The sequence below is a fragment of the Paenibacillus cremeus genome, assembly GCF_007786445.1.
In the GTDB taxonomy this organism is placed as follows: domain Bacteria; phylum Bacillota; class Bacilli; order Paenibacillales; family NBRC-103111; genus Paenibacillus_G; species Paenibacillus_G cremeus.
Map to the genome: position 1 here is coordinate 36,442 of NZ_VNJI01000010.1, position 26,871 is coordinate 63,312.

The window sequence follows — 26,871 nt, forward strand, 5'->3', positions numbered from 1 at the left end:
CGAAGAATCGTTTATCGGATGCATCGTCCAGCGAGTCATCTAGCGGTTCCGGTGGTCCGGTAACTTATATTTATTATTCCGATAAACTTACTTGGTATGAATGTATCGTAGCACCCGCCTAAATTACTGTCAATCGATGTTGGTAATATTTTCACCATGACATTAAGTACAAGACTTGAGGGTTCTAGAGAGCTGTCGGCAATGGTTGAAAGCCTTTACTTTGTTTCTGACTCGTGCGTACTTTCCGCCAGCTTGGTAAAATTCAAGCCCCTTTTCGACAAAGAAAAAAGCACCACGTCATCCGCGAGCGCAGACCAACGTGATGCCCTATGTGATTGGAATACTTATTCTGACGACGCTGTTGATTCACAAGACGGACAATAGCCGAAAATTTCAAACCTGTGGCTGACCACCTGAAAATCGGCTGGAACACCTGCCATGTGCAGCATCGGACAAAATTCGAACGGAACCGTCTTCTCGCACTGGAGACAGATCAGATGGTGATGATGGTGCGACCCGCAGCGGGCGCGGAACTTCAAGCCGTCATTCAAGTAAATTTGCTCGAGCACGCCCATTTCGCTCAGCAGCCGCAGATTGCGGTATACCGTATCAAAGCTGACGCCAGGGTACTGCTGCCGCATGGAGTCGTACACGTCCTTGGGAGACAAAAACCCCTCTGCTTCGGCAAACAGCGTTGCTAAGCTTTTGCGTTGATCGGTGATGCGCCAGCCTTTGGCCGACATAGCCTTAACGATATCTTGCATCGTAGATTCAATATCCTGCTTATGATGGTTCGCCATAACTGCCTCCATTTCACGCTTCCAGCGCAGCTAGCTCCGCGACCAAGCGAGCTTTGTCGAAGTGCTCCCCAATAAATACCGCCACACTGGGGACGTTTTCCTTCGGAGTGATTTTGATAAAATCCATCTCGCGGTACGCATATTGAAACAGAAACGGGTTCACCGTATCGGAGAAGCGCAGGATACCCTTGGCCCGGTAAATTTCTTGCGGCAGACGGCCGATTAGCGCCTCGAACTGCTCACTGTCGATTGGGACTTGAAAATAATGCGTATACACCATCACATGCTCGTGGCTATGATGATGGGCATGGGCGTCCTCAGCGGAGTGCTCGTGCGAATGATCCGGGTGATTACAGGTCTCGCCATGGCCGCATGCCTCGGAGTGTTGGTGGGCCTCACGATACCGGGCCTCGACGCTGCCGCCCTGCTGATCAAACAAGCTTAAATCGATTTCGCATTTCACCGCACCGATGATCGGCGCAACCTCGTTGAGTTCACGGATCAATGCCTCCAAGCGGGTAAGCTCCGTCGGAGGAACGAGATCGATTTTGTTCAAAATAATCCGAGTGGCGCAGCGGATTTGATCCGCCATTAAGCGGAACGTCTTGCTCTTGGCGTTCACCGCACGTTCAGAGAACTGCAAAGCATCGACTACCGTGATTACCGACTGGAGCTCCACCTCGGTTAGCAGCGAAGCGTCCGTCACGCCGTCCAGCACCTCAATCGGATTCGCCGCACCCGTGCACTCGACAAACACGACATCGGGCTGATGCTCGTCTATCAGCTGCTTCAGCTCCATGCCCAGATCGCCGCGAACCGTGCAGCAAATGCAGCCGCCCAGCATCTCGGTCATCGGCACTTCCTCATCGACCAGCATGCCGTCGAGATTGACTTCGCCCAGCTCATTCATGAGCACCGCCGGTTTCATGCTGCGCAGCTTATAATAATCCAGCGCCCGGGTAAGCAGCGTCGTCTTGCCGCTCCCCAGAAAACCGGTCAAAATATGAACAGGGATCGCTTTTTTCATCCTTGAAACACCGCTTTCTTCTTGATCCAAACCTTAAGGAATCATTTCGACAAATTCAACCCATTACCAGAAAATTGTACTCTGCTCCCCTCAGCTTGTCAAAAAGAGCGCAAGCTAAGGGTACTATTTTTGTAGAAAGACGCATAGAAGCCTAGTAGCCATTCTAAGGAGAGAGGTGACCCATGTCCGAGCAACCGCCGATAGAGCCAACGATTCAAATCGACCCAACCTTTGCCTATTACCGTGACCGCTCCGTAGAAAGCATTGCTTCCGAGCTTGCGCTTGCCGGTTATCGTGCTGTCCGATATTTTGTCACCGATGAAACGAACGTGAACGGTCGGCTTGTGGAAGCGCTGAAGAATAGAGGAATGCGCGTATGGGCTATGGTGCTGGGCAACGGTGCTTATTCGACGGGGCATTTGCCTCCGGATTGGCGCGAGTGGCAAATGGTACTGCTGAAGCCGGTGAACGATGGCTTTTACCGCCTTTCCCCCTTCAGCAGTCGGTACCTGCAATGGAAGAAGGCCGTCTGCGCCGAGCTGGTTCGACGATATCCCTTTGACGGGTTTGAAGTGGCGGAGCCCTATTTCCCTGAATGGAACGGATTGGACAGTTGGGTCTACGGAGATGTGGGCCCGCTGGCGCGAGCCGCGTTTAAACAATTTTCCGGCGGGGAGATGCCCGAATTTCGCTACCGCTCTTCCCCCTATTATTATAAAAAAGACGTGGCCCGTTACCTGCTGTGGATCGAATTCCGCGTGCAGGCGGTCAACGCTTTTTTGAATGCATTTATTAACGGTCCTGGCGGTGTGCGGGAGGCCAGACCGGATATCCGGGTCGCCACCTGGTCCGTTGCGGTCGATGCTGGGCGCGATCCGGTCCGTGCGGTGCGAGAGTATCAAGGGGTCGATGCGGCAGAAATGATCCGGACCGTGCGCCCGGATGTCCACGTGCTGCAGACTCACTGGCCCGACTGGATGCGTGTACGGCTCCCTGCGGATTATGTGAAGCGATACGAGCCGTTCGTTCAGCAAATTCGCGCATCGCATGCCTCCATCCCGCTTGGTGTACAGACCGATATCGGTTCACTGCGCCGAATGCGGCGAAGCACGGAATGGGTACGAACGTTTGCCGCTACGGCTGACCAGCTGGGCTACCGGTTTTGGACCGCGTATGAGTATTCCATTGGATTATGGATGTATAAGGAGAAGCCGATTCCCTTGCAAGCCGAGCGAGTGGACCGTTCACGGATTCGCATCGCATTTAATAAGCGTGTCGATGAGGTATCCGCTGCAGCCAGAGCGCATTATCGATTGCATCAACGCGGGGATGAGCTTTGCGTACCCTTTTCGATCCTGAAGGTGGACGGCAGCTGGGTGATTCTCCAATCGGATCATTGGCCCGCCGACGCCTTCGAGATCGAAGTGTCGGGCGTTCAAGATACTCCAAGCCGCTGGCTCGTTCAGGGGGAACCGGCCAATGAAACGCCGCGCGGCTCCCACGTTCCCGTAGCCCCTGCCCGTCCATGAAAATAGGTGCACCCAGCCGCTGCTTTTTCATAAACTATGAAGAAAGGACAGCCACACCAAAGGAGGCAGCAGCTTCGGTATGCTTAACAGTGTCAAACGAGTACGTATCATCGAATCGCGCTACAAACGCCGAACCGTCGGTGCCGGCTTCACCTACCGGCTGATCCAGCGATCGATCCGTACCGGGCAAGCCGTCTCCGTCATTCGTCTGGGCGATGTGATGGGGAAGCTGCTCGCTCGGCGGCAGCTTCGCTCGTTATCCTATGTTTCATCATTTCTTGGAATTCATCTGCCTCCCTCCGCCGCGTTTTTGCGCGAGCTGGAGCAAGCGGTTCGAGCCGCTACGGTGGTTGGCGTATCGCATTATCTATCGAGTATCAACCATATCCAAGCCTTCCTTCGGCGTACGGGCTGGCGACCTCCGTATATCGCCGATTCCTTTATTAATGATCAGCTCTATCAAAAGGGGTACTTGCATCGCCTCCTGCGATCCTACCGGGTCGCGCTCGTGGGACGTGCCGCTCCCCGGGCCGCTAAGCAGCTGCGGAAGCAAGGCATTCGCGTCGCGCTCACCGTTCCCCTGAACCATTACCGGGAGCTCGGACGTACGCTCGGGCAGCTGGCAAAGCAGCAGGAACGCTTTGACCTCGTGCTGGTCGGCGCCAGTGTGCCCGGGCGGATTCTTTGTCCCCGGATCGTGCAGCAGTTGGGCAAAAGTGCCATCGAGATCGGGCACATGATGGATGCGTTCGCCCACCCGCGAGAATGGACCGGGAGCAATTATGGCACCAAGCGGCAGCGGTTCAAATTCCGCTGGCTTCGTCGATTGAAGCGGAACGGAGGGACCCGTCCGAACGGTCAGGGGGTGAAAGCTCGTAGGAAAGCGTGAAACGGAAATAGCGGACGCCGGGGATGATCCGGGTCCGCTATTTGAGTTGCAGCAGATGGCCTTGTGTACGTTCGATTATCTTCTACGCAGGCGTTTAACTTGGTAGTACAAGAAGCAGCCTACACAGAAGCCGCACAAGGCGATCGCCGCCGCGACCGCTACCATCGCCGCGAGGACATACCCCAGCCAGCTGCCTGGCGCCAGCCAAAACGAGATGATAGATAAGGTCAGCAGCAGCACCGCAATGGTGTTATTAAACCTCTGCAGCTCACGGGATTCCGTCGGCGCCCCTGCGATTCTGTTTCGGAGCAGCGGCGCGGCCAGCTGCACGATGATGTTGCCGCGGATGCCCTGCCATAGCCCCAGCACTTGGATTGCCCACAGGGCCACGATCAGTACCGGCTGCTGCAGTACGATCGCGAGCACAATGAACAATACGATGCCGGTCTGGTTCGCCCGCACGTACGGCATTGGAATTTCTTTCATGGTGTCCCCCTTCTTCTTTACCTAGCGATTGACTTTCTCCAGCTCGAGCCGGCCGGTGTTCGTATCTTTCAAGACGAGGCGGCCTTCGACGGGCTGCCCCTGCTCGTCCGTGAGCTTCATCAGCGCGGTGCGCCCGTGCTTCAACAAGTAGCTTACGGCTGTATCGGTCAGTGAGGCTCCAAAGCTGTCGATCCAGATCACAAAGCCGCAGCCGGCTTTGTAGTCGCTGCAGCCGTAGCCGCGCCGGCCGCGAATGATCTGCCCGCGGCAGCCCGCCCGCGGGCAGCCCGGCAGCGCGGCGCGCGGCTCCGCCGCCGCGGGCGCACCCCCGCGAGCCGGCGCCGCCGGGCTCGCGAGCACCACCGCCGCCGGCTCGGCCGGGCGGCGTGCAGCCGCGGCGCGGCTGCCGGCGCCGCGCTTCGCGCGGGGCGCGGCCGCGTCGCGGCCATCGGCGGCTTCGCCGCCGTCAGGCGCGGGCTTCGCCTTCGCGCCAGAGCGCCCGCGGCGCGCCGCAGGCCCTTTCGCGGCGGGCTCCTCGCCCGCCGCGAAAGCCTGCTTGCGCGCTTGCGCCTGCCCCCGCACCTTCTCGACGATCAGGGCGGCGAACTTCTTGACGTTCCGCATGAACGTCTCGTCCGAGGCAATGCCTCGCGCGATCTCGTTCAATCGGCGCTCCCAATGCCCGGTCATCTCGGGCGAGGTCAGCAGCTCGACGCCGGCGCCGCGGATCAGCTCCACGGCCGTGCGGCCCTTCTGCGTGATCGCGATCCGCTTGCCCTGCATCACGACGTAGCCGACCTGCTTCAGCCGCTCGATAACCGAAGCTCGCGTCGCCGGCGTGCCGAGACCCGAGTCCTTCATCGCGTCGCGCAGCTCTTCGTCCTCGATCTGCTTGCCGGCGCTTTCCATCGCCTTCAGCAGTGTGCCTTCGGTATACGCCTTGGGCGGCTGCGTCTCTTTCTCTTTGGCGTTGCTCTCTAAGCAGTGAACCGACTGAGAAGCGTCTAAGGAAAAAGGCGTGCTGATTTCCTCCTCCGCCACCTCATCGCTGTCCTCAGCCTCTTTCTCCGCTTTCGCGCCACGGCCTTTCGTGGCCGGCTTCTCCTTCTTCTGATCTGCGTAAATGACCTTCCAGCCCGCCGACAACAGCTGCTTGACCGTGCTCTTAAACCGCTCGGCAGCTGGCTGCCCCTCCACATCGACCTCCGTCAAGATGGAATGCACCTTGTACGTCGCCGCTGGGTAGAAGTGAGACAAAAACCGCCGCACAATCAAATCATACAGCTTCTGCTCATCCGGCGGGAGATTGCCCGGCATCTTGTGCGTAGGCAAAATCGCATGGTGATCCTCGACCTTCGCCGGATTGCAAATCGCTTTATTATTTTTGTGCACCAGCTTCTTATCCGCTTGCTGAACGAGCGGGCCATAGCTGGTACGTGCCAGCTGATCCAGCGCCCGATGCATCTCGGGAATGTTTTGCTCCGTAACATAGTTGGAATTCGTTCTCGGATAGCTGATCGCTTTGTGCTTCTCGTAAAGCGCTTGAGCAAGATCGAGCGTCTTCTTGGCCGAGAAGCCATATTTCGCATTCGCTTCCCGCTGCAGCAAGGTCAGATCATACAGCTTGAACGGGTACTCCTTTGTGTCCTTAACCTCATAGGATGCGACCCGTCCTTCCTTGCCCTGAACCTTGGCTGCAATGGCCGCCGCCTTCTCGCCATCGGTCAGCTTATCCCCCTGCCACATGCCGCGGTACTTCGTCTCTTCCTGCGTAAACCACGCTTCCACCTCGTAAAACTTATTGGAGGTAAACGCCTCGATCTCCTTTTGCCGGTCGTAGAGAAGCGCCAGCACGGGGGTTTGAACCCGTCCGACGGACAGCAGCTCGTTATGCTTCGTTGTAAACGCGCGGGAGCCGTTCATCCCGATGAGCCAATCCGCTTCGCTGCGGGCTTTAGCCGCCCGGGTTAAGTTCTCGAATTCCGCCCCTTCCTTCAGCTCCGCGAAGCCCTTCTTAATCGTCTCCGGCGTCAAATCGGAAATCCACAGCCGCTTCACCGGCTGCGCCAGCTTCAGATGCCTCTGAATCAAGGAAAAAATATGCTGTCCTTCCCGCCCGGCATCGCACGCATTGACCAGCATCGCACTGCGTTTAGCCAAGTCGGCGATCACTTTCAATTGATCTTTGGTTTTCGGGTTGGGAATCAGCTTGAAATGGTCGGGCACGATGGGAAGATCGTTGAAATTCCATCGTTTGTATCGATCATCGTAAGCATCCGGCTCCGCCAGCCCGATCAAGTGGCCGATGGCCCAAGTGATAATGTACGTATCACCTTCAATGTACGTGCGGTGGTTCTTCGCTTTCGGATCGATGGCAGCGGCAATATTACGCCCCATATCGGGCTTTTCCGCTATGATGAGTGTCTTCATGCGTTTACTGTCTCTCCTGTTTACAACCAAAATGCCTTATTCATTCATGTAAAAATCGTATAGCGCTATTATACCAGATGCCGAAGGGATTGAAAGGGTCGTGCAAAAAGAAGAACGACACTGCCCAGGCCAAGCAAGCAGCGCCGTTCTTCGGCTGTTCCTTATTAATAACTCCACGGAACCGATTGAATGATCCGCCCAATCTCCGCCTGAACCACGCACAGCTTCTCACCCCAAGCCTCCTGCTTCTGATCATCCTGCAGCGCTTCTTCCAAGGCTACCACCGCCAAAAATAACGTTTCGGCATACAGCGTAGCGGCAACGCCTTTGAGTGAATGCACGGCCCGTTTCGCCGCTGCTGCATCCCCCTGAGCTAGCTCCGCTTCCAGTACGGATTGAAACCCGCGGTATTCCTGGCAAAATTTGCTTAATACCTTCGGTAAAATATGCGATTTACCGCCCATTTGTCGAAGCATTTTGTCCAAGTTCACACCTTGAACCGACTGTAGGGCAAGACGTGGAATCCATTTTTCCAGCACCCGAACCAGTCGTTCCTCTTCCAGCGGCTTCGTTACGATATCGTTCATCCCGATTGAGAGGCACCGCTCCAGGTCCTGCTTCATCACATTGGCGGTTAAGGCAATGATGGGAATGTGATTGTACTCAGACTGCTCGCGTATTCGCTTCGTCGTTTCGAATCCATCCAACACCGGCATGTGCAAATCCATAAAAATCGCATCCCACGCCTGCTCATCCATTCTGTTCAGTACTTCTGCCCCGTGCTCGACCTTGGTTACGGCATAGCCCTTGCGATGTAGAAGCCCCTCCACCACTAGCTGATTGATTTCGTTATCCTCGGCCACGATAATGTGTCCCCTGAATTCTTGTGACGGTTTGGGTTTGAGCGTGTGTACGGGCTTCGATTCGCTGCCTTCTGTAGATCTGTCCTTAAGCAGCATCTCTAAAGCTTGATATAAGCTAGAACGGCTAACGGGCTTAATGAGCGTGTAGTCAGCCATAAGCTCCGGGTTTAATGCTGCGCTGCGTTCCCGAGCATGTAATGTGGATATAAAAAGCACCTTCGTGAATCGTCGATTCACATGCTTCAGGAGCCCTCGCGCACTGCCGGTGGCCTCCTCCAAGTCCACAATCAGAAACCGTGCCGCTTCCAATGCACTCGGTGGATCCGGAGTCTTCATCCATTCTTCTTGGCCTTCCGCCATAAGCACCTGCATCCCAAACGATTGCAGCATACTGTAAAGGCTCTTTCGGAGCAGCGGTTGGGCGCAGACGACCACCACGGATAGCTCCCCATCCCCGAGCAGCGCCTTTGTCTCTAATTCGACCGGTGGGAGCTCGAGCGGCAGCGAAAAATAAAATCGGCTGCCTTTCTCCACCCAGCTTTCGACGTGCAGGCGGCCTTTCATCGATTCCACTAGATGCTTGCTGATGACAAGACCTAGCCCCGAGCCGCCGTATTTTCGGCTTGTCGAAGCTTCCGCTTGTATGAACGGCGAGAACAGCTTGGCGATTTGCTCCAGCGAAATGCCGATGCCGGTATCCTCCAAGGAAAACATCACGATCGCTTCGCCCGAGCCGGCATCCTCCAGCTGGACCTGCAGCAGGACGTGTCCTTTGGACGTAAACTTAATGGCGTTATTGCAAAGGTTCAGCAGTACCTGCTCCAGCCGCAGCGGATCTCCGATTACCGTTAAGGGCAAATCCGGATCGATATCAAAGATCACCTCCACCGGCTTACTACCGATAATAAAGCTGATCGTGTCGGCCAGTCGCTTGAACAAGTCCTCGAGATGGAAATTCACATGCTCCAGGTTCAGCTTGCCTGCTTCAATCTTAGAGAAATCCAGCACTTCATTGATCAATCCGATAAGCGCTTGGGAGGAGGAATTGATTTTGTCCAAATAATCCTTTTGCAGCGGGGTCAGCTCTGTCTTTTGGAGCAGCTGAGACAGCCCGATAATCCCGTTTAGGGGGGTGCGGATTTCATGGCTCATTCGCGCCAAATACTGACTTTTGGCCTGATTGGCCTCATCCGCTTCTTTCCGCTTCTTCATATCCGTTATATCGTGAATGAAAGCATTGATCTGTAGGGGAACCGAACCGACATTCAGGAGAGGACAAAGCGTTGTACTAAATTCCCTGATACTGCCGTCCGGCATGGTAAGACTCAACTCAAACTGTTGGGGCTGTCGAACTTCCTTGGTATAGGTAAGGTATTGCTCCCAGAGCTCCGGACTTTGCATGAATACTACTTCTTCGAACCGCTTTCCGTTAAAATACTCCGGAGGGCGCTCGAACGTGCTGCACAGCTTCCGATTCACCGACGTGATGAGCCCCTCCGAATCCATACTTAGAATGAAATCTTGCGAATAATCGATGAGCGCGCGATATCGTTCTTCGCTCGTTCGAATTCGACGAATGTCCGCTTGATGCCTGATGATGACTAGAAAGAATAGCATGCAAATGATAGTAAAATCTAAGATTACATCCTGCAGCAATGCGTTCACCTCAGTTACTAAGTTGGATTACAAGCATCCTGCGGTAGGTTATTGGGTCCACGAAAAGGAAAGCAATTACACCTTAAAGGAAGATAGAGAAAGATTCAGCTGGTCTGCAAGCTTGGCCAGCGCTTGAGATGAGCTTGCCGATTCTTGTGCCGCTGCTGCTGACTCCTCGGTTACGGCCGCAATCGATTCAAGTGAACGCATCACATTGAGCGATTGATTGGACTCACCTGACTCTCTACGGTGATACTTTCTACTTGCTCGGCGGTTTCGTTCACCATTCGGATAATCTGAACGAAGGCCTGTCCTGTTTTATTCGATAACCCTGCCGCAGCTTCAACTGCTTTCACACTATCGCGGGTATTGTTTTGCATGCCTTGGATAATGGATGCAATTTCCTTGGTGGCGTCCCCGCTCCGCTCCGCTAGCTTTCGTACCTCGTCGGCAACAACGGCAAAGCCCCGACCCTGCTCTCCGGCTCTAGCGGCTTCAATCGCCGCATTCAGCGCCAGCAAATTCGTTTGGTCTGCAATATCATTGATGACGCCGATAATTTCACCGATTTTGTTCGAGTCTTTCTCCAATAAGGACATTTGCTGAGACAGCTGTCCCATGCTTCGGGTCGACGCTTGAATCATGCGTTCCCCTTCTTCTGCGCCTTGATGCGTTTTCCGGGACATGTCGGCTGCCCGATCCGCACTGGCGACCACCGAATCGCTTGCCCTCCGCAAATATTGGAACATATCAGTGATATTCTGCGCTTCGCTCGCTTGAATGGCGTTCCCCCCTGCGATTTCCTCAGTGGTAGCGGAAATTTCCTCTGCGGCTGCCGCCACATTTTGCGAGGCTAGAGAAATGTCGCCGATCAAGTCTCGCAGTTTGACGATCATTTGATTGAATGCGTCGGCAAATTGGCCCAGCTCGTCCTTGGTTTTAATAACCACTAACTCTCGTAAATCCCCGTTTGCCGCTTTTTCGACAACGGACGAGATGGCGAGAATCGTACGAATGAAGTAATTGGAGAACAGTACCGCAAACGTGATCGCTAGAGTCGCTGCCGTCAAGGTAAGACCAATCGCCAGGCTCTTGCCGGTAGTGTTCGCTGCAGCAGACTTGTCTGCGTCCTTTTGCGTACCTTTGATATTGTAATCCGTCCATTTTTGCAGACTCGACACGGCCTTCTCATAGGCGGCTTGCTGCAGGTCGATGAGCTGCGCAGCTGACTCCACATCGCCGCTCGTCATCGCTTCCGAAATAGCCAGCGCCTGCTTGAAAAACTCGGTGGTAGTCGTTCTTACATTTTCATAGAGTCCTCTCTCTTCCTCCGAATTCAGGAGTGCCTCGTACTCTCTGAACGCGCTTCCAAACGTTTCCTGGTGGGTTTTGTAGCTGTTGATTAGTGCCGTCCTTTTCGCCGGATCCCCTGCAATGCAGGACTACCATAATAAAGCTTCCTAATAATTTAACGCGAAGTGTCACCTTCATCACAGCCTCCATTGGAATCGATTAGTTGGTATGATTGAGATATGTAGGTCTAGAGTTGATCTATGAGCAATTGCGTGCTGGTTAATCGATATTCCGTATGGACATTAATTGGGCTGCTTCTTCCCCGCACAGGGGGCGGCTAAAATAATACCCTTGCATATAGTGACAATCGTACTCTTTTAATATGCGCTGCGCTTCCTCGGTTTCTACCCCTTCCGCGATCACCTTCATCCGCATGTTCCGGGCCATGGAAATGATCGTATTCACGATCGAGGCATTGATGGGATTCGTTTCGATCCCTTTCACAAACGATTGGTCGATCTTTAGCTTATCGATTGGGAATTCCTTCAAGTAAGCTAATGAGCTGTAGCCTGTGCCGAAGTCATCCATGGCGATTTGTAAACCGAGCTGCTTCAGCTCTTTTAACGTGGAGATCGCCCGTCCTACATCCATGGTCATGCTCTCGGTAATTTCAATTTCCAGACTGTCCTTCGTCAGGCCGCTGATCTCCAAGATGCGCACGATCGTTTCCTTCAGCTTATGATCATAAAATTGCCTCGACGATAGGTTCACCGTCACCGTCACCGGAGGAAGCCCCTGCTTCTGCCACGTTTTATTCCAGCGGCATGCTTCCCATAATACCCACTCACCGATATCCAAAATGAGATTGGTTTCCTCCGCGATCGGAATAAATTGATTCGGAGGCACCCTGCCCAAATCTGGACTGTTCCAGCGAATCAAGCTCTCCATCCCTACAATGCGGTCCGTTCGGGTATCGACAATCGCTTGAAAAAACAGCTCGAATTCATTCCGCTCCAGCGCTTTGCGCAAGTGCTTCTCAATTTTTAACCGCTGATCCAAACGCTCGTGCAGGGCTGCCGTATAGAAATGGAATTGGTCTCGGCCGTTCTCTTTGGCGATATCCGTTGCAAAATCAGCATATTTGACCAGAGCCTCGGGATCGGAAGCATCCTCCGGGTAGCGGCTGATTCCCATGCTGGCCGTAATTTTCAAGTTGTGCCCTTGAATCTGAATGGGATGTCTAATTGTCTCGAGAATCGCGATGGCCATCTCGGCCACTTGCTGCGGCGTGCAATTCGGAAGCAAATAGACGAATTCGTCGCCGCCTACTCTGGCTAAGGTATGAACGCCGCGCGCTAAGCTTTTCAGCCGTCGAGCTACAATTTCCAGCAAATAACTGCCCAGTTCGTGACTTAGGGTCTCATTTAAGATCTTGAAATTGTCAAGGTTCAGGAAAAACAGCGCAAACGGCTTCCCTGCGCCGGGAGCGGTTAACTTTTTCAGCAGATCGGTCAAATAGTTGCGGTTCGGCAATCCGGTCAGCGAATCGTGACGGACCAGGAAGTCTAGGCTTTCGGCCGCTTTGCTTTGCTCTGTGATGTCAATCGTCACGCCAATGACCTCGCTCACCATCCCATCCACCTGAATCGGTCTTAAAATGGTGAAGTAGACGGCACCGCGCATATTGGTTTCATATAAGACGAACTCTTCTCCCGACCAGGCTTTGGCATAATGCTCTTCATGGTGTTCGGCTATATCCTCCGAGAAAAAATCAATCAAACTCTTGCCGAAAACCATATCCGGAACAAGCCCAAACCGTCGAAGCAATTCTCCCTCGCACATCGTATGGACAAATTCACCTTTGATTTGCTTAAATTTGACGACCATCCCGCCTTGCTGGCGGATCGTCTTCCATAGCTCCTCTTGAGCGATGCGCAGCTGTTCTTCAATTTTCAAGCAGTAGGTCAGTGTTTCTTTTAAAACGTTGATAGTCGTGTTCTTATTCGTCACTTTGACATCCATGAGGACAGGCATACGACTTCTAGCCGCCACCTTGCATCTCAGCAAAAAATCATCCACCATGTGGGGATTTCCTTCAAATAGCCTATCCTTATGAAAAAAATCGACTGCGCCGATCTGCAGCGCTTTAAACGTCTGCTCCGAGCCCTCGGAAGTATAGCTGCTTAGCATGACGACAGGCATCGGATGATAATGAACGATATACTGCAGTGCATCAAGCCCATCCATTTCGGGCATCTCCACATCCATAATGACTAAATCCGGCTGGAGCTCGACGATGCGTTCCAAGCATTCGAACCCGTTCGTAGCCACACCGACGATATAAAAACGGTCGTCTTGTTCGAATAAGCTTGTGATAATACTTCTCATAAGCACCGAATCATCAACGATTAAGACGCCCGTTTTATCCATAGGTCAGCATAGCCCCTTTTACTTGATCGACTTGCGGGCTGCACTGAATCGCTTGAGTAATGTCCAGCAGCATAACCAGCTGATCTCCCGATTTGTGAACGCCGCTTACCGGATGCTGACCTCCTTTGGCCGAGTACTCTGGCAGCGGATCGATCTCGTTGCTGCGGATGGTCATCACTTCGGACACCTCATCGACCATAATGCCGATCAGCTGTTCCTTCAGCTCCAGAACAATCACTCTCGATTTGGAGGCATTCACATGCTTCGGCTTGCCTAGGCATTGTCTTAAGTCGTAGAGAGGGATCAGCGTTCCGCGGAGGTTGATGCAGCCCAGCACATGCTCTTCTGCGTGAACCATGCTGGTTATTGAAGGCACTGGTGTGATCTCTTTAATTAACTCGACCGGGATGCCGTATTGCTCCTTCTCTAGCAAAAAGGTGACCAGCTTGCTCTCAGTAGCGGCCGTTTTGGCTATCGCTTGCTTTTCCTTCACGTTCAGCCGAAGTGTACCTGCTTCCCGTATGATGCCATCGCCCAAAATGGTAGAACCAGTGATGAACGGCACTTGGCCGACATACCCGCCCAATGATTTCAAAACAATCTCCTGGTTGCCCAGAGGCCGGTCTACCTGGAGACAAACACGCTTATCCGCAATTCCGATCATGACGACAAATTGGGAGCCGTCCTTGGACTTCTCCTCCCGACTGCCCTGATTCAGCAGCTGGTTCAACGTGATGAGCGGAACAATATCGCCTCGCACCAGACAAACGCGCCGGCCGGACACTGTCCTGAACTGATCCGCCTGCATGCGGAATATTTCGATGACATTCACCAGTGGAATCGCTAGCGATCGGCCGTTGCTTTGGACAAGCAGCGAGCGGATGATGGCCAAGGTCAGCGGGAGCTTGATCGTAAACATCGTGCCTTCGCCTGGCGTCGTGTCGATGTCGATGATGCCTCGAATTTTCTCGACATGACTTCTTACGATATCCATCCCAACCCCGCGTCCTGAAAGCTCTGTGACCTGCTCTGCCGTAGACATGCCGGAGTGGAAAATGAGCGAGATGATTTCGCGATCTGACATTTTCTCCGCTTCCTCGGGGGATAAGAAGCCTTTCTGGATGGCCTTATTCTTAATCCTCTCAGCGGAAATACCTCGTCCGTCATCCGTAACCGTAATGATGATCGAATTTTCCTGGTGGGCGGCCTTGAGCCAAATTTGACCTTTTCGCGGCTTACCCAGACGTTCCCTTTCTTCCGGAGGCTCGATCCCATGGTCCGCCGCATTACGGAGAATATGAATCAGTGGATCACTCAGCTCTTCAATCAGCGTTCGATCGAGCTCCGTTTCCTTCCCATCGATGTAAATCTCGATCTCTTTGCCTGCCTGCTGCGACAAATCCCGCACTAGTCTTGGGATGCGGTTAAATAGCTGCTCGATTGGCAGCATCCGGACCTTCATCATGCCGTTCTGGAGCTCGCCAACCACACGGTTCAAGTGGGTCAAAATGTCGTCCAGCAGCTCCGTCTCCGTCTCGTTCCGGAATTTCGCCCGCAGCTGCTTGCCCAGCTCCTTCAGCCGCGTTTGATCGATAATCAGCTCTCCTACCAGATCAATCAGATGCTCCAAGCGGGTTACGTCCACTCTTACCGTTTGACTCGAGGCTTGCAGCGGCTTCATCTCCGGTACGACCGCTTTGACCTCCGGCTGAGGTTCAGCTTGCTTCACGAGTACTGGGGCAGCTTCAGGCTTGATTTCCGGCACATGGACTTGGGTGTGATACAATTGGTCCGCTGACAGATCCTCAACGATGATTTGTTTATAGAAAAACACTTGGTTCAGTTCATCGACAAATCTTTGAATATCGTCCATGGAACCGGCAGCCAGTGTCAATTTCAAGCCTGAGCCGTACTCCTGACGCAGTTGGATATCCGTTGGCTCCGATGCGATCAGTTCACCCAGTATCCGTACTCTCTCCAGCAAAAGCATCGCTCGGGCATGCGGCATTTGCACATCGGGCTCGAGCGTTAAGTCGATTAAATGCACTTGTTTGTTTAAATTGAGCGCATCCGCTATACGAATCCGATCTTCGTGCTGGAACAGCTCCAACAAACCAGGCGCAGCCATTTCTTCTGTTTGGTCTACTGCCCCCCGCTGCTCCATCGCCGATTCGGGAATCAAAGCTTGCGTTTTCAAATCTCCAGTAAGAAAAGGCTCCAGCTCCGCGAGCATATGATCGATGGAGAATTCATCCAGATTACCTTGGAGAAACGATTCACGTTGACTCTTCAAATGATCTACGCTTTGAAACAAAACATTGATTAAGCTGGTATGTATATCAAGTCCGCCGCCCCGGAGCATATCAAAAATGCTCTCTAGCTTGTGCGTAAGCTCCTTCGTTTTCTCGAAGCCCATAGCAGCCGAAGAGCCCTTCAAAGTATGCGCAGCGCGGAAAATGGTCTGAATCGTTTTTTCCTGTCCGCCTCCTTGCTCCAGGTCCAGCAGCATTTGGTCCAAGATTTGCAGCTGTTCACCCAGCTCATCCAAAAAAATGCCCATATATGAGCTTTGAAACGATTGCGACATTTTCATCCCCCCTACATCAAGATTCAAAGCAGTGCGTCTACTGCGATAATGGCAACGGGCTGTTCGTTAGGTCCTGTCTGACCGATGCCGGTAATATGGCGCTGTTCGTTACTGCCGTCCGGAGTCGGTTGTGTATTATAATAGGACGCCACGCGGTATACCCTGTCCACAATGAGCCCGACGGAATCTTCCCCTGTATTTAAAATAATAATGCGCTTCAACTGCTCGTCCGTAGCTCCCTGCATCATAATCTTTTTGCGGAAACAAACGACCGGCACCACTTTGCCCCTTAAATTGATAACCCCTTGAATTTCTTTCTTCGTATTCGGGATCGGTGTCAGCGGCTGTAAACGGATGATCTCTTGAATTTCACGGATTGGAATGGCATAGCGTTCATCGGCTATCCCAAACTCAATATACTGGATTTGATCTTGCATCTTGCCCCCCCGCTCCTCCTGCTCATATTAGTTCTCCGTACGGATAACTGAGAATTCGATTAAGTCCACCAGCTCACTGCGGGCCCGAAATAAAAATCCGATCACCGTTTCGGTCATTTTTTCCGTGTTGGTGCAGACGCTCAAAATAATGCCATGCTTAAAATAAGTCAGAGCAATTTCATATTTGGATTGGAATTCTCTAATTAAGTCTGCGATATTCCGTTCTTTGAAGCGTTCGGGAAGGACTAAAGCATAAATTAAATTAGGGTTTCTATCTAAATAATTGGTAATTCGGAATACTTCATGATATTGATTCATCTGCCGGTCCCATCTAAAGCCCAGCGAGTAATTCAGATCTTCTTGCCAATCGGGTTCAAACTCATCGATAGATTGAGCGAATTGCTCGCGGTAAAATTGGATTAGTTCCACATATCCACCTCTTTCCTTGAAAGCCTTACTGTAACCATAATAGAAAATAAATCTGAGAAAATTTCTTTCTTTTCTTTTAGTGTTTTGTTATGCTTCCTAACATTTGAAACATAATTTTGAGCTTCAATGTTCCATTTTTTTCTATTTTTTATATCTTCTTAGCACTAGAATAAGCATAAGCAATTAAAAACGTTTCGACATATTTCTCTTTTTTTCGACTGTTTTCTTTGTAGACTTACATAAATCAACAAGCTATAATGAGACTAAGTTTTGTCAAATCGTTCTTTTTGTCTAGCTGCATGTTTCTGGCGGGGAGGTGGAGCAATATTTATGACCAAAATATTAATCATTGAAGATGACAATGTCATGGGACAGATGTTATATCTTTATTTCTCCGGCGAAGGCTTTATCGTGCATCGTGTCGAAACCGCGGAAGCCGGAAGCCTCGCATTGACTGAATTTGAACCCGATGTCATACTACTGGACCTAATTCTCCCGGACTCCGACGGAACCGAATTTTGCGCTAAGCTCCGAACTCTCACCGATGTCCCCATCCTCGTAGTATCGATGAAAAACTCTGTTAATGAGCGTATTAACGCCCTCCAATCCGGAGCGGATGATTTCCTTTGTAAGCCCTTCAGCATGCAGGAATTAAAAGCTCGCATCATTGCCATTTTACGGCGGATGGAGAGCCAAGGCCTCGGAATTTCGAGCTTGACGAGTGAATCGAGCGTGTCTGACAAAATTATTTTTGATTACGACCGCCGCTTGCTCATCGTCAATGGCACCGAGATTGAAACGACCTATTCCGAGTGGGAGCTTATGAAGCTGTTTAGCTCTTCGCCTGGGAAAGTATTCGAACGAGAAGAACTAATCAATGCGATTCGCGGCATCGATTCGTTTGTGAATGACCGTGCGATCGACGTACATATTATGAATTTGCGAAAAAAAATCGAGGATAATCCTCGTCAGCCTAATTTTATTAAGACAGTCTGGGGGATCGGTTATAAATTTGTGTTAGCTCAATAGACAAAAAAAGACAGAAATAGGCATGGCTTAAATGAATTAAGCGATGCCTATTCTAAGATTGTGCCTATTTCGAGGATTATGGCCGAGGCTTTCGGATATCCTTGCGCCAAATGGACTTCTTCTTCCTTTCCGGCTTAGAAACTGCTGCGATCTGAGCCTGCTGCAACGAAGCGCCAGTCAGCTCCCGTCTCAAGACGTCGATGACCTGACTGCACACCGCATCCGTCAAACCCGAAAGCAGCAGCTTATTCCCCGCTTCCACTTCCTTCTTAATCTGCTCCGAGAACGCCGCTTTAATGACTTCAGGCAGCGCTGTCAGCCGCTCTTGAATGTTCAACAGCAGCGCGTGATTCCCATCGTTAAGTACCGGCACCGTTTGGATCGCCGCCGATTCCGGCGCACTAGCTTGAGCCGCTGGAGCCTGCTCCGGAGCCGTTTCCGCGATCTCGTCTTCTCTAAGCAGCTGGCTGATAAACTCCACACTGCTCCCTTTCTCGCGCAGCGACTTGATTTTTCGAAACACTTCACTTTCGCCTTGCGTGTAGTAACGAACGTTTTTTGCGTTTCTTGGTATTTTCAAGTTAAAATCTTTTTCCCATTGCCTTAATGTTCCGGGCGGAATTTCGAGCAGTTCCGAAAATTCTGTAATACTGTACGCCCGATCCAGAATTTGATCCTCTGACATTTTCAAACACCACCTATAAGAATTCCTAGCCACTCGGAAAGTGAGTGAATGTACTCTTATAAAATATGGGTGGATGTCGTGCTTTGCCACACTTCCGCCTAAAAAAATGGATTAAAGCGGATGAATCATGTCCTCTGGACGAACGAACTTGTCGAATTGCTCCGCAGTCAGATAACCGCTTCGAATCGCCGATTCCTTAAGCGTCAAGCCTTCTTTATGCGCTGTTTTGGCAATCGAAGCTGCTTTCTCATAGCCGATGTGCGGATTAAGCGCCGTGACAAGCATTAGGGATTCCTCCAAATGCTTCTTAATGACACTGTGATTCGGTTCAATCCCCACGGCGCAGTGTGCGTTGAACGAATCCATCGCATCCGAGAGCAGCCGGACCGACTGCAAAAAATTGTGAATGATGACCGGCTTGAACACATTCAACTCAAAATTGCCTTGGCTCGAGGCAAAACCAATCACCGCATCGTTGCCCATCACTTGGCAGGCGACCATCGTCATCGCTTCGCTTTGAGTCGGGTTCACCTTGCCCGGCATAATCGAGCTGCCAGGCTCGTTCTCTGGGATCGTCAGCTCGCCGAGCCCGCAGCGCGGCCCGCTGGCCAGCCAGCGGACATCGTTTGCGATTTTCATCAGGTCCGCGGCCAGCGCTTTGATCGCTCCGTGAGCATACACAATCTGATCGTGGCTGGTCAGTCCGTGAAACTTATTCGTCGCAGACGTAAACGGCTGTCCGGTGACCTGTGAGACTTCCTCCGCTACGGTATCGCCGAATTTCGGATGGGCATTGAGCCCCGTACCAACCGCAGTGCCTCCTATCGCGAGCTCCCTCATGGTATCAGTGCTTTGGCGGATCATTCGCTCGGTTTTGTCCAGCATCGCCCACCAGCCGCTAATTTCCTGGCCAAGCGTGAGCGGAGTCGCATCCTGAAGGTGTGTACGGCCGATTTTAACGATATCCCGGAAGGCTTCCATTTTGTCGTGGAGCGTTCCTTTGAGCGTTTGAATCGATGGCAGCAGCTTCTCCTCCACAGCGAGCACGCTTGCAATATGCATGGCAGTCGGGAACGTGTCGTTAGAGCTCTGTGAGCGGTTGACATCATCATTAGGATGAATGCGCGTTTCGCTGCCTTTAGCGGTTAGGAGCTCCGTAGCCCGCCGCGCGATCACTTCGTTCGCATTCATGTTCGATTGGGTGCCGCTGCCTGTCTGCCATACCACCAATGGAAACTGGTCGTCCCATTTCCCCTGCCTCACCTCGTCCGAAGCGGCTATAATGGCCTCCGCTTTCTCCGCATCCAGCTTACCCAGCTTGGCATTAGCCGCCGCTGCTGACCGCTTTAGAAGCGCAAATGCTCTAACGATTTCCAGCGGCATGCGCTCCGTTCCGATCCTGAAATTTTCCGAGCTGCGCTGCGTCTGTGGTCCCCACATTTTATCTGCAGGCACCCGAATTTCCCCCATCGTATCGCGTTCGATTCTATATTCCATGCGAGCACTCCTCCTGAATGAATCTTCTTGTTCCACGTTATGGAATCCCGTTTTCTTCCTTATATGGTATTTCTCAATTAAAACATTGCCATTCAGCAAAACGGTTATTTTTTAGCAATTGGAGGATATTTATGAAGAGAGTCGCATCATTTACGGAGGTGCATGTGGAAATGAGTCAAAAACCAACCTGCCGATTGATCAGATCCTCCAAAACGTATCATGGTAAGCAAGGCTTCGACTATGCGGAGGCAATCTCCGCGGAAAGCGCCAATTCCCAGGCCATTTGCATGCATAAGCTGACCATTCCGCCCGGCGGACGGGCGAAAGCACATCTGCACGAGAACCATGAAACGGCGATCTATATGCTGCAAGGAAAATCGGCGATGTGGTACGGGGAAAAGCTGGAGCTTCATATGGAGCTTGAGGAGGGGGATTTTCTTTACATTCCGGCAGGCATGCCTCACCTTCCATACAATCCCAGCGAAACGGAATCTTGCACGGCCATTCTTGCGCGTACCGATCCCAACGAGCAGGAAAGCGTCACTCTATTGCCCGAACTTGATCGACTGAAGCCTTGATGATCTGCTGAAAAAGCTGGTAACTCTCCCGAATAGGAAAATTATTCTATCAATCTATTGACTGCGAACATTTGTTTGCTATAATAGAGATAGAAACAAACGTTCCTATTTCGAGAGGGGTGCAGACGATGAAAGTGACGAATGCTAGATTTATAGAGCGTGATTATTTTAAACATGTCATGATGACGAACAGCAGTATGATGTCGGAGAGTCAAATTGACAAAATTTTGGACGCCGTCGATCAGCCTTGGGTTGATCTGACCTTTAAATTTTTCGATAACGGATCGATGATCATTATCGATAACGTCACCGAGTTGCAGATCCCCCTCCACGATCTTAGAGGAGCCGCTTACGATTTTTACGTCAAACAACGCATCCGAATGATCCGCGCGAATCTCGAAGCCAAGATTCTTCAGAGCGCATAACAAAGAAGCCGCCAGCTCCTGTCTGACGGCTTCTCCGTTCCTCTATGATCCTTATGAGATTACCCCAACTGCAGCTGCCGGTAGTCGCGAAGATCTACACGCTGTGTGCGAACGGCCCATTGAACGGCTGTCTCCGAGAAGAGCTGCTGTTTCTCCGATGCTTCCTTTACCAGCTCGCGAATACCTTTAATCGCAGTCGTCACTGTCGTTTCATCCGATGCGATATCCAAGGCGCCTTCTGGGATAGGATGTACCAACCCCGAAGATGTGAACGCCCCGTTCGCTGTCAGCACAAAGTTGCGGCAAGCGGCAAGGTCGCAAAAAAGCTTCGTCTCCTCCCCGCGGATGCGGCGAATGAGGTTCATATACATATTCCGCATTAAATCTTCCTTCTCAAACTCAAAGTTATGTATCTTTCCTTCTCCATCCGTAAGACGGAGCGATTGATCGTAGTTCCATTGCAGCTCGCCTTTGTCGCCAATCACCTTGATGTAAGGGGTATCATTATTCTCGTTGCATAAGGTAGTGTACATGTGGACGAGCACACCGTTTTTGGATCGGATTTTGGCACAAACCGTATCTTCGGATTCGATCGGGTGGCCCTTGTACAGCTCCGCCTCGATCCATTGCGGCTGCGCCTGCTCGGGATCGCCCGCTCCGGCTGCAAGCAGCGAATTCTGCCAGAGATGAGACAGCGCATTACACATCGAGCCATCCAAAACATATTCGCCGTTGTATCTGAGCGTACCGGCCCAATTGTTGCGTTCGTAATATTGCTGTGTACGCTTCCACATTCCGACTGCGACAACAGAAGCGACTTTACCGATTCGTCCTTCTCTGATGCTCTGAAGAAGCTGAAGGAACGATTGGCTTGACGTATTCTGGAAATTAACAGCAACAGGTTGGCCAATTCGCTGCTGCACCTCGATCATGGCATCCAGATCCTCAATTGCAACTGCTGGGGGCTTTTCTAACAAAACGGGAACTCCTTGCTCCAGTGCATCAATGCACATCCTCTTGTGCAGAGGGATCGGAGTAGCAATAATAACAAAGTCCAAGTCCGGATGCTTCAGCATGTCACGATAATCCGTATAATGCTGTGCTCCAAGCGATTGCAGGATATCCCGTTCTTTCTCAAATTTATCGGCATTCGGCTCACAAAATGCAGCGCATGAGATGATCCCTTCGCTCGCCAGCTTAGAGATCATGGCCGTATGCGATTTACCAAAGCCGCCAATTCCGATTAACGCCGCTTTCAGCTGATTCAAAATCATTCTCCTCCTCTGATTCGGTATCGCTCTATTCAAAACTAGCATAAAATAGTAATGATAGCGCTGTCTTCTCAAATTAAGAAATGGAAAGTAGAAATAGCCGAACTCAGCAAGAGATCGGCGTTAGAAGTATTTTCTTTCACTAATCGATCCATTGTCGATCAAATATTCTCGAATCGTTTGGGATACATTAGGGACCGGCCAGCCGTCCTCGAGTAATCGCTGCTCTGCCCATAATTCAACGATGCTCTTAATATCCGAGAACAGCTCCTCCTCAGAGATGAGCACATCGCAATCTTTAATGATTTCAGGCACATTCACTTGGAGCGTGGTGTAAAATTTGATTTTCACCGAAACCACATCCCATCCTCCGCAGCTTCGTAGTACCTAGCAGAAAGACCCTAAAGAATCTTTAGGATCTTTCTACTAGGATATGTGCCTGCCCTTTCATGTGTTAAGCAAACGGGCGCTAGGCGCTTTCTCGCTCCTTATTACCCGTAGAAGATGGCTTTCAGGTGGTCATTCACACACGGACTCATCGAACTCCAGCTTCAACACCATGACCGTATCTGTCAGCTCGTTGACCGGGAGATGGCGAATGCGCAAGTACGGTTTTTCCCTCCACGCCCAAGGGATATGATCGACGGACGCTTCCAGCGTTCTTCCATCGTTCAGCAATGTGGCCCTGCGTGGCAGTATATCCAGCGGCTTCAAGACGATGGAATTGCTCTGCGTGTCTTTATATAGATGCACATATAACGTATTACCATTACGGGTTAGAAGCACTTCGTCGCGGACCATCCGGCGTGCGGAGCCTTCCATAACAATCTCATCTCGAAAGACCATGTCCGATGCAGGTACAGTATTCAAGAAAGCTTCCTTCACGGAATGGTACCACGTACCGATGCGCCCTAGTGCTTCTTGGTTTTCTGGCGCAATTTTGCCGTTTGGCATCGGACCTACATTGAGCAAGTAGTTGCCGCCCATGGCCATGATTTTGTCCATACTTTGCATGATGAATTTATGGCTGTAATAATCTTCGTCCGTCTTATAGCCCCAGCTCTCGCGCCCAAGCGCCTGACATGCTTCCGTCGGTGTTTTGAACGCGCCGCCTTCCGGCACGTGCCTCTCCGGCGTACTATAGTCGCCTTTACCAGGTCCCCGGTCATTGATCAAGATGCCCGGCTGAAGCTCTCGAACCATTTCATTGAGACTCGGGTCATAGTGCTCCGCTACGTTCACATCCCAGAACAGCTGATAAATGGGACCATAATTCGTGCAAAGCTCCCTGATCTGGTTACGGACGAAGGCATAGTAGAGGTCAATATCCGGTTCATCCCCAGGCCGAGGTCCAAACATCTCGTGGTGCCGTCCCTGGTTCGGATAGTTCGGATGATGCCAATCCGGGCAGGAATAGTATAAGCTGAGCGGAAAATTTCTACGAGCACAAGCTTCTGCGAGCATCCCTAGAATATCTTTGCCGTAGGCGGAATTCATCACATTGTAGTCCGTATACTTCGTGTTCCACATGCAAAACCCGTCATGGTGCTTGGTTGTAAAGCAGATGTACTGCATCCCAGCTTGTTCTGCCATATCCAGCCATTCGTCCGGGTCGAATTGCTCCGGATTAAATTGATGGATCAGCTGTTCATAGTCCTTCCGCTTTGTTTTTCCGCGCCACAAAATTTGTTCATGCCATGCCGGTATCGCGTATAGCCCCCAATGAACGAACAGGCCGAACCGGCGTTCAAAAAACACATCGCGCGCATCCTTAAATCTGGGTATCATAGTAAGCCTCCCTTTCTGAAATGAATACGAATGTTCGCCCCCCAACAGGCGGCCATGGATGACCGCTGCTGGAGGGCGCTTGTTTAATAACCTCTGCTGCTTATTTTTTCTTAAAGCTTGCGTCGTAAGCCTTTTGATAAATTTCCAGATAACGCTTCAAATTCATGTTATCGAGATTTTTTACATATGCGTCCCAGTTCTTGTCGATATCCGAGTCGCCGGTGACGAAGCGGGCCATCATTTCTTTCACGTGATCGAGAATCGTTTTTTCCAGGTCCGCGAGCTCCGAGGCTTGCTCCGCCGTGAAGAATACCGGAGGCATAACCTTTTCGATCGGCATTTGCTTCGGCTCCATTTTTTGCTTCGTTTCGTTGTACAGGATCACCTCAAGCGGCTGCTCAGGGTTCGCCACTTCGCCTAAGCGGAAGTCGTTCGAACGGTAGTTCGGTCCGGTTTGGCCCCAGTTGACATTCTGTACCCCGCCCCATGGAGTCAGCTGCTTCCAAATCGCAGGCTTGCCGTTGATGCCGATCTCGCCTTTCTCTGCATACCGCCACTCGGTACCTTCTCGCCCTGCATACCAGCGAATGGTGGTATCCGGAGAGTTAAATAAGAAGTCGGCCAAACGGAAAGCGGCTTCCGGGTTTTTCGCATTTTTGGTAATGATATACTGCCCGTTAGCAACCACGTATGGATGGTATGCCGCATTTTGGAAGCCATTCGGTCCTTTCAACGGCGGCACGGCTACATAGGTCAGCCAACGACCGCTCTTCGCACCCAGCGTCGTTAAGGAGCCCATGTTATGCCCGGAGGATGCCCCCAGGATAACCGTATCCGGATTCTCACCCAACTGCTTGAGCTGGTTGTTGTCCTGCGTCAATGCTTGCGGATCAATCAAGCCCTCAGCGTACAGCTTGCGCAAATATTTTAAGCCTTCTTTCCATTCCGGCTTATTATAAGGCACCGTCACCTTGCCGTTGTCCAGGTACAGCTTTTTATCTCCATGGTCGTAAATAAAGGCGTTCATGATGAACGAGTCGATCATTTGGGTCGAGAACAGATGACTGCTGGCCGCTTGAATCGAGCCGGAGAGCGGAATTTCGTCCGCCTTGCCGTTGCCGTTCGGGTCCTTCGTTTTAAACGCTTTCAAAACCTCATAAAACTCGTCGGTCGTCGTCGGCATTTTCAGACCCAGCTTATCCAGCCACGGCTTGTGGATCCACATCCGCTGCTGGTACATACAGTGGTAGCACTCGTTGATCTGCGGCAGTGCATAAATTTTTCCATCCGGTGCTGTGATCAAATCCTTGTAGAACGGGTTATCTTTGAACACCTTCTGAATCTCGACCCCGTACTTGTCGATCAAATCGTTCAGTGGAAGGAAAGCCCCTTGGCTTCCCCCGATCATCATCTGGGTAGGCGATACGCCAAAGCCCATAATGACGTCCGGGTAGTCGCCACTGGAGAGTACCAGATTCAGCTTCTCCGTAGCAGATTTCTCTGGTGCAACTTCCCAGTCGATATGAATGTTCGTTTTTTGCTCCAGCCATTTGGTGAATTCATTGGTCGCGAAGTCCTCAACGGAGGCACTGCCTTTCACGAGCACTTTAATCGTCGTTTTCTCGGTTGTGATCGGAAACTGGCCCGGCGGCGACACGGCCGCTTTTGCCTTTGAGGTGTCCTCCCCTTTCCCGCCTGAGGCCTCCTGATTTCCCGAACAGCCGCTAAGCACCATCACAGTGCCCAACACGCTTGATAGTAAAATTCCCGTCGTCTTTTTCAACCTAACCCCTCCTGGTTAAAAACTGTATATAGCGATTTGCTATCCTTTTAACGAACCGATCATGATCCCTTTGACAAAATATTTTTGCACAAACGGGTAAATAATCATCAGCGGAGCCGTAGCGACGATAATTAGTGAATATTTGAGCAGCTCGCGAAGCCCTTCCCGCTTGGCCGCCTCCTGGGCGTCGACCAGCATGTTCAGATCCACATCGTTTTGCACCAGGATGTCGCGAAGCACCAGCTGCAGCGGATAGAGATGCTGATTTTTCAAATAAATGAGCGCGCTAAAATACGAATTCCAGTGACCGACCGCATAAAACAGCGTAATGACCGCAATGATCGGGCCGGAAAGCGGAAGCACGATTTTCCATACGAACTGAAAGTCTGAACAGCCATCCAACTGGGAGGCCTCCAGCAGTTCATCAGGTATGGTCGTCTGAAAATACGTGCGGGTAATGATCATATTCCATACGCCTAGCGCCCCGGGAAGCAGCATGGACCAAACCGAATTGAGCATCCCCAAATCCCTGACGAGCAAATACGTAGGAATTAAACCACCGGAGAACATCATCGTGAACACGAACAGGAACATGAAGGCATTTTTACCGTAAAAATCTTTCCGCGACAACGGATACGCCGCCAGGATGGTCATGAACACGTTAATCAGCGTCCCGCCAATCGTGTAGTAGAAGGAATTCATGAACCCGCTGACAATCAGCTTGTGCTTAAACACCGCTTTATACCCTTCCAGCGTCGGATCGATGGGCCACAGCCACACCTTGCCGGAGATAACGGCCTCCGAATTACTGATAGACGCGCTGATAATGTAGATCAACGGGTACAAGATGGTCACTAAAAACAAGCTTAAGATCACGTAATTCAACACGTTAAACAGCCGGTCTACGCTCGTTTCTTTAATGGCTGAATGTTCCACAGAGCACTCCTTTCCATTCCCCG

At 51.6% G+C, this 26,871-nt stretch carries 22 protein-coding genes and 1 pseudogene; 5 read left to right on the plus strand and 18 right to left on the minus strand.

Features of this window, described 5'->3' with window-relative positions; translation table 11 throughout:
* Nucleotides 1-344 precede the first annotated feature (344 nt).
* Together FPZ49_RS09905 and FPZ49_RS09910 are read right to left on the minus strand one after the other, a co-directional pair.
* Nucleotides 345-800 (minus strand): Fur family transcriptional regulator, encoded by a 456-nt coding sequence (locus tag FPZ49_RS09905; RefSeq protein ID WP_144846042.1) that lies wholly within the window; start codon nt 798-800, stop codon nt 345-347.
* Between the two features lie 13 nt (nt 801-813).
* Nucleotides 814-1,827, minus strand: a complete 1,014-nt coding sequence (locus FPZ49_RS09910) for a CobW family GTP-binding protein (protein ID WP_144846044.1) — start codon at nt 1,825-1,827, stop codon at nt 814-816.
* Nucleotides 1,828-2,009: 182 nt separating this feature from the next.
* Here FPZ49_RS09910 and FPZ49_RS09915 point away from each other — a divergent pair, with 182 nt between their 5' ends.
* Nucleotides 2,010-3,356, plus strand: coding sequence for an N-acyl-D-glucosamine 2-epimerase (locus FPZ49_RS09915; protein WP_144846046.1), 1,347 nt, complete (start codon nt 2,010-2,012; stop codon nt 3,354-3,356).
* Between the two features lie 79 nt (nt 3,357-3,435).
* Nucleotides 3,436-4,245, plus strand: coding sequence for a GT-D fold domain-containing protein (locus FPZ49_RS09920; protein ID WP_144846048.1), 810 nt, complete (start codon nt 3,436-3,438; stop codon nt 4,243-4,245).
* A 75-nt stretch (nt 4,246-4,320) separates the two neighbouring features.
* Here FPZ49_RS09920 and FPZ49_RS09925 read toward each other — a convergent pair whose 3' ends face one another.
* From FPZ49_RS09925 to FPZ49_RS09960, 9 genes and pseudogenes are all read right to left on the minus strand, one after another.
* Complete coding sequence (locus tag FPZ49_RS09925) at nt 4,321-4,731, minus strand: DUF4395 domain-containing protein (RefSeq protein WP_144846050.1); 411 nt, start codon at nt 4,729-4,731, stop codon at nt 4,321-4,323.
* Between the two features lie 21 nt (nt 4,732-4,752).
* Nucleotides 4,753-7,161 carry a DNA topoisomerase 3 gene (locus FPZ49_RS09930; protein WP_144846052.1) on the minus strand — a complete coding sequence of 803 codons (2,409 nt, stop codon included), beginning with the start codon at nt 7,159-7,161 and terminating at the stop codon, nt 4,753-4,755.
* Between the two features lie 164 nt (nt 7,162-7,325).
* Nucleotides 7,326-9,680 carry a response regulator gene (locus FPZ49_RS09935; RefSeq protein ID WP_144846054.1) on the minus strand — a complete coding sequence of 785 codons (2,355 nt, stop codon included), beginning with the start codon at nt 9,678-9,680 and terminating at the stop codon, nt 7,326-7,328.
* A gap of 209 nt (nt 9,681-9,889) precedes the next feature.
* Nucleotides 9,890-10,576 (minus strand): methyl-accepting chemotaxis protein, encoded by a 687-nt coding sequence (locus FPZ49_RS37875; protein ID WP_449289939.1) that lies wholly within the window; start codon nt 10,574-10,576, stop codon nt 9,890-9,892.
* Nucleotides 10,568-11,116 (minus strand): annotated as a pseudogene (locus FPZ49_RS37880) (MCP four helix bundle domain-containing protein); the annotation flags it as partial. The pseudogene FPZ49_RS37880 and the gene FPZ49_RS37875, both read right to left, overlap by 9 nt.
* A 136-nt stretch (nt 11,117-11,252) precedes the next feature.
* On the minus strand, nt 11,253-13,403 hold the full coding sequence (locus FPZ49_RS09945; RefSeq protein ID WP_144846058.1) for an EAL domain-containing protein: 2,151 nt from the start codon (nt 13,401-13,403) through the stop codon (nt 11,253-11,255).
* Nucleotides 13,396-15,990, minus strand: coding sequence for a chemotaxis protein CheW (locus FPZ49_RS09950; RefSeq protein WP_186445712.1), 2,595 nt, complete (start codon nt 15,988-15,990; stop codon nt 13,396-13,398). The genes FPZ49_RS09945 and FPZ49_RS09950 overlap by 8 nt, the downstream gene beginning before the upstream one ends.
* A 23-nt stretch (nt 15,991-16,013) precedes the next feature.
* The gene (locus FPZ49_RS09955) at nt 16,014-16,427 is read right to left on the minus strand and encodes a chemotaxis protein CheW (RefSeq protein ID WP_144846062.1); all 414 of its coding nucleotides are present in this window, start codon (nt 16,425-16,427) and stop codon (nt 16,014-16,016) included.
* A gap of 27 nt (nt 16,428-16,454) precedes the next feature.
* Nucleotides 16,455-16,856, minus strand: coding sequence for a hypothetical protein (locus FPZ49_RS09960; RefSeq protein ID WP_144846064.1), 402 nt, complete (start codon nt 16,854-16,856; stop codon nt 16,455-16,457).
* Between the two features lie 330 nt (nt 16,857-17,186).
* Between FPZ49_RS09960 and FPZ49_RS09965 the strand changes: the two genes are divergently transcribed.
* Complete coding sequence (locus tag FPZ49_RS09965; protein ID WP_144846066.1) at nt 17,187-17,885, plus strand: response regulator transcription factor; 699 nt, start codon at nt 17,187-17,189, stop codon at nt 17,883-17,885.
* A gap of 76 nt (nt 17,886-17,961) precedes the next feature.
* On the opposite strand, the gene FPZ49_RS09970 is transcribed toward FPZ49_RS09965, so the two are convergent.
* Nucleotides 17,962-18,570, minus strand: a complete 609-nt coding sequence (locus FPZ49_RS09970; protein WP_144846068.1) for a MerR family transcriptional regulator — start codon at nt 18,568-18,570, stop codon at nt 17,962-17,964.
* A gap of 111 nt (nt 18,571-18,681) precedes the next feature.
* A complete protein-coding gene (gene fumC / locus FPZ49_RS09975) occupies nt 18,682-20,067 on the minus strand; it encodes a class II fumarate hydratase (RefSeq protein ID WP_144846070.1) in 1,386 nt (461 codons plus the stop codon).
* Nucleotides 20,068-20,198: 131 nt separating this feature from the next.
* Between fumC and FPZ49_RS09980 the strand changes: the two genes are divergently transcribed.
* Together FPZ49_RS09980 and FPZ49_RS09985 are read left to right on the plus strand one after the other, a co-directional pair.
* Nucleotides 20,199-20,645 (plus strand): cupin domain-containing protein, encoded by a 447-nt coding sequence (locus FPZ49_RS09980; RefSeq protein ID WP_261381340.1) that lies wholly within the window; start codon nt 20,199-20,201, stop codon nt 20,643-20,645.
* 128 nt (nt 20,646-20,773) lie between these two features.
* Complete coding sequence (locus FPZ49_RS09985) at nt 20,774-21,070, plus strand: hypothetical protein (RefSeq protein ID WP_261381341.1); 297 nt, start codon at nt 20,774-20,776, stop codon at nt 21,068-21,070.
* A 59-nt stretch (nt 21,071-21,129) separates the two neighbouring features.
* Here FPZ49_RS09985 and FPZ49_RS09990 read toward each other — a convergent pair whose 3' ends face one another.
* The 5 genes from FPZ49_RS09990 to FPZ49_RS10010 all read right to left on the minus strand — a co-directional run bounded on the left by FPZ49_RS09990 (nt 21,130) and on the right by FPZ49_RS10010 (nt 26,848).
* Entirely contained in the window at nt 21,130-22,338 is a 1,209-nt protein-coding gene (locus FPZ49_RS09990) for a Gfo/Idh/MocA family protein (RefSeq protein WP_186445713.1), read from the minus strand.
* Nucleotides 22,339-22,464: 126 nt separating this feature from the next.
* On the minus strand, nt 22,465-22,692 hold the full coding sequence (locus FPZ49_RS09995; protein ID WP_144846074.1) for a hypothetical protein: 228 nt from the start codon (nt 22,690-22,692) through the stop codon (nt 22,465-22,467).
* 168 nt (nt 22,693-22,860) lie between these two features.
* Nucleotides 22,861-24,129, minus strand: a complete 1,269-nt coding sequence (locus tag FPZ49_RS10000) for an alpha-L-fucosidase (RefSeq protein ID WP_144846076.1) — start codon at nt 24,127-24,129, stop codon at nt 22,861-22,863.
* A 100-nt stretch (nt 24,130-24,229) separates the two neighbouring features.
* Nucleotides 24,230-25,912 (minus strand): ABC transporter substrate-binding protein, encoded by a 1,683-nt coding sequence (locus FPZ49_RS10005; RefSeq protein ID WP_144846078.1) that lies wholly within the window; start codon nt 25,910-25,912, stop codon nt 24,230-24,232.
* Nucleotides 25,913-25,951: 39 nt separating this feature from the next.
* Nucleotides 25,952-26,848: a carbohydrate ABC transporter permease gene (locus tag FPZ49_RS10010; protein ID WP_144846080.1), complete on the minus strand. Its 897-nt coding sequence runs from the start codon at nt 26,846-26,848 to the stop codon at nt 25,952-25,954.
* Between the last annotated feature and the right edge of the window lie 23 nt (nt 26,849-26,871).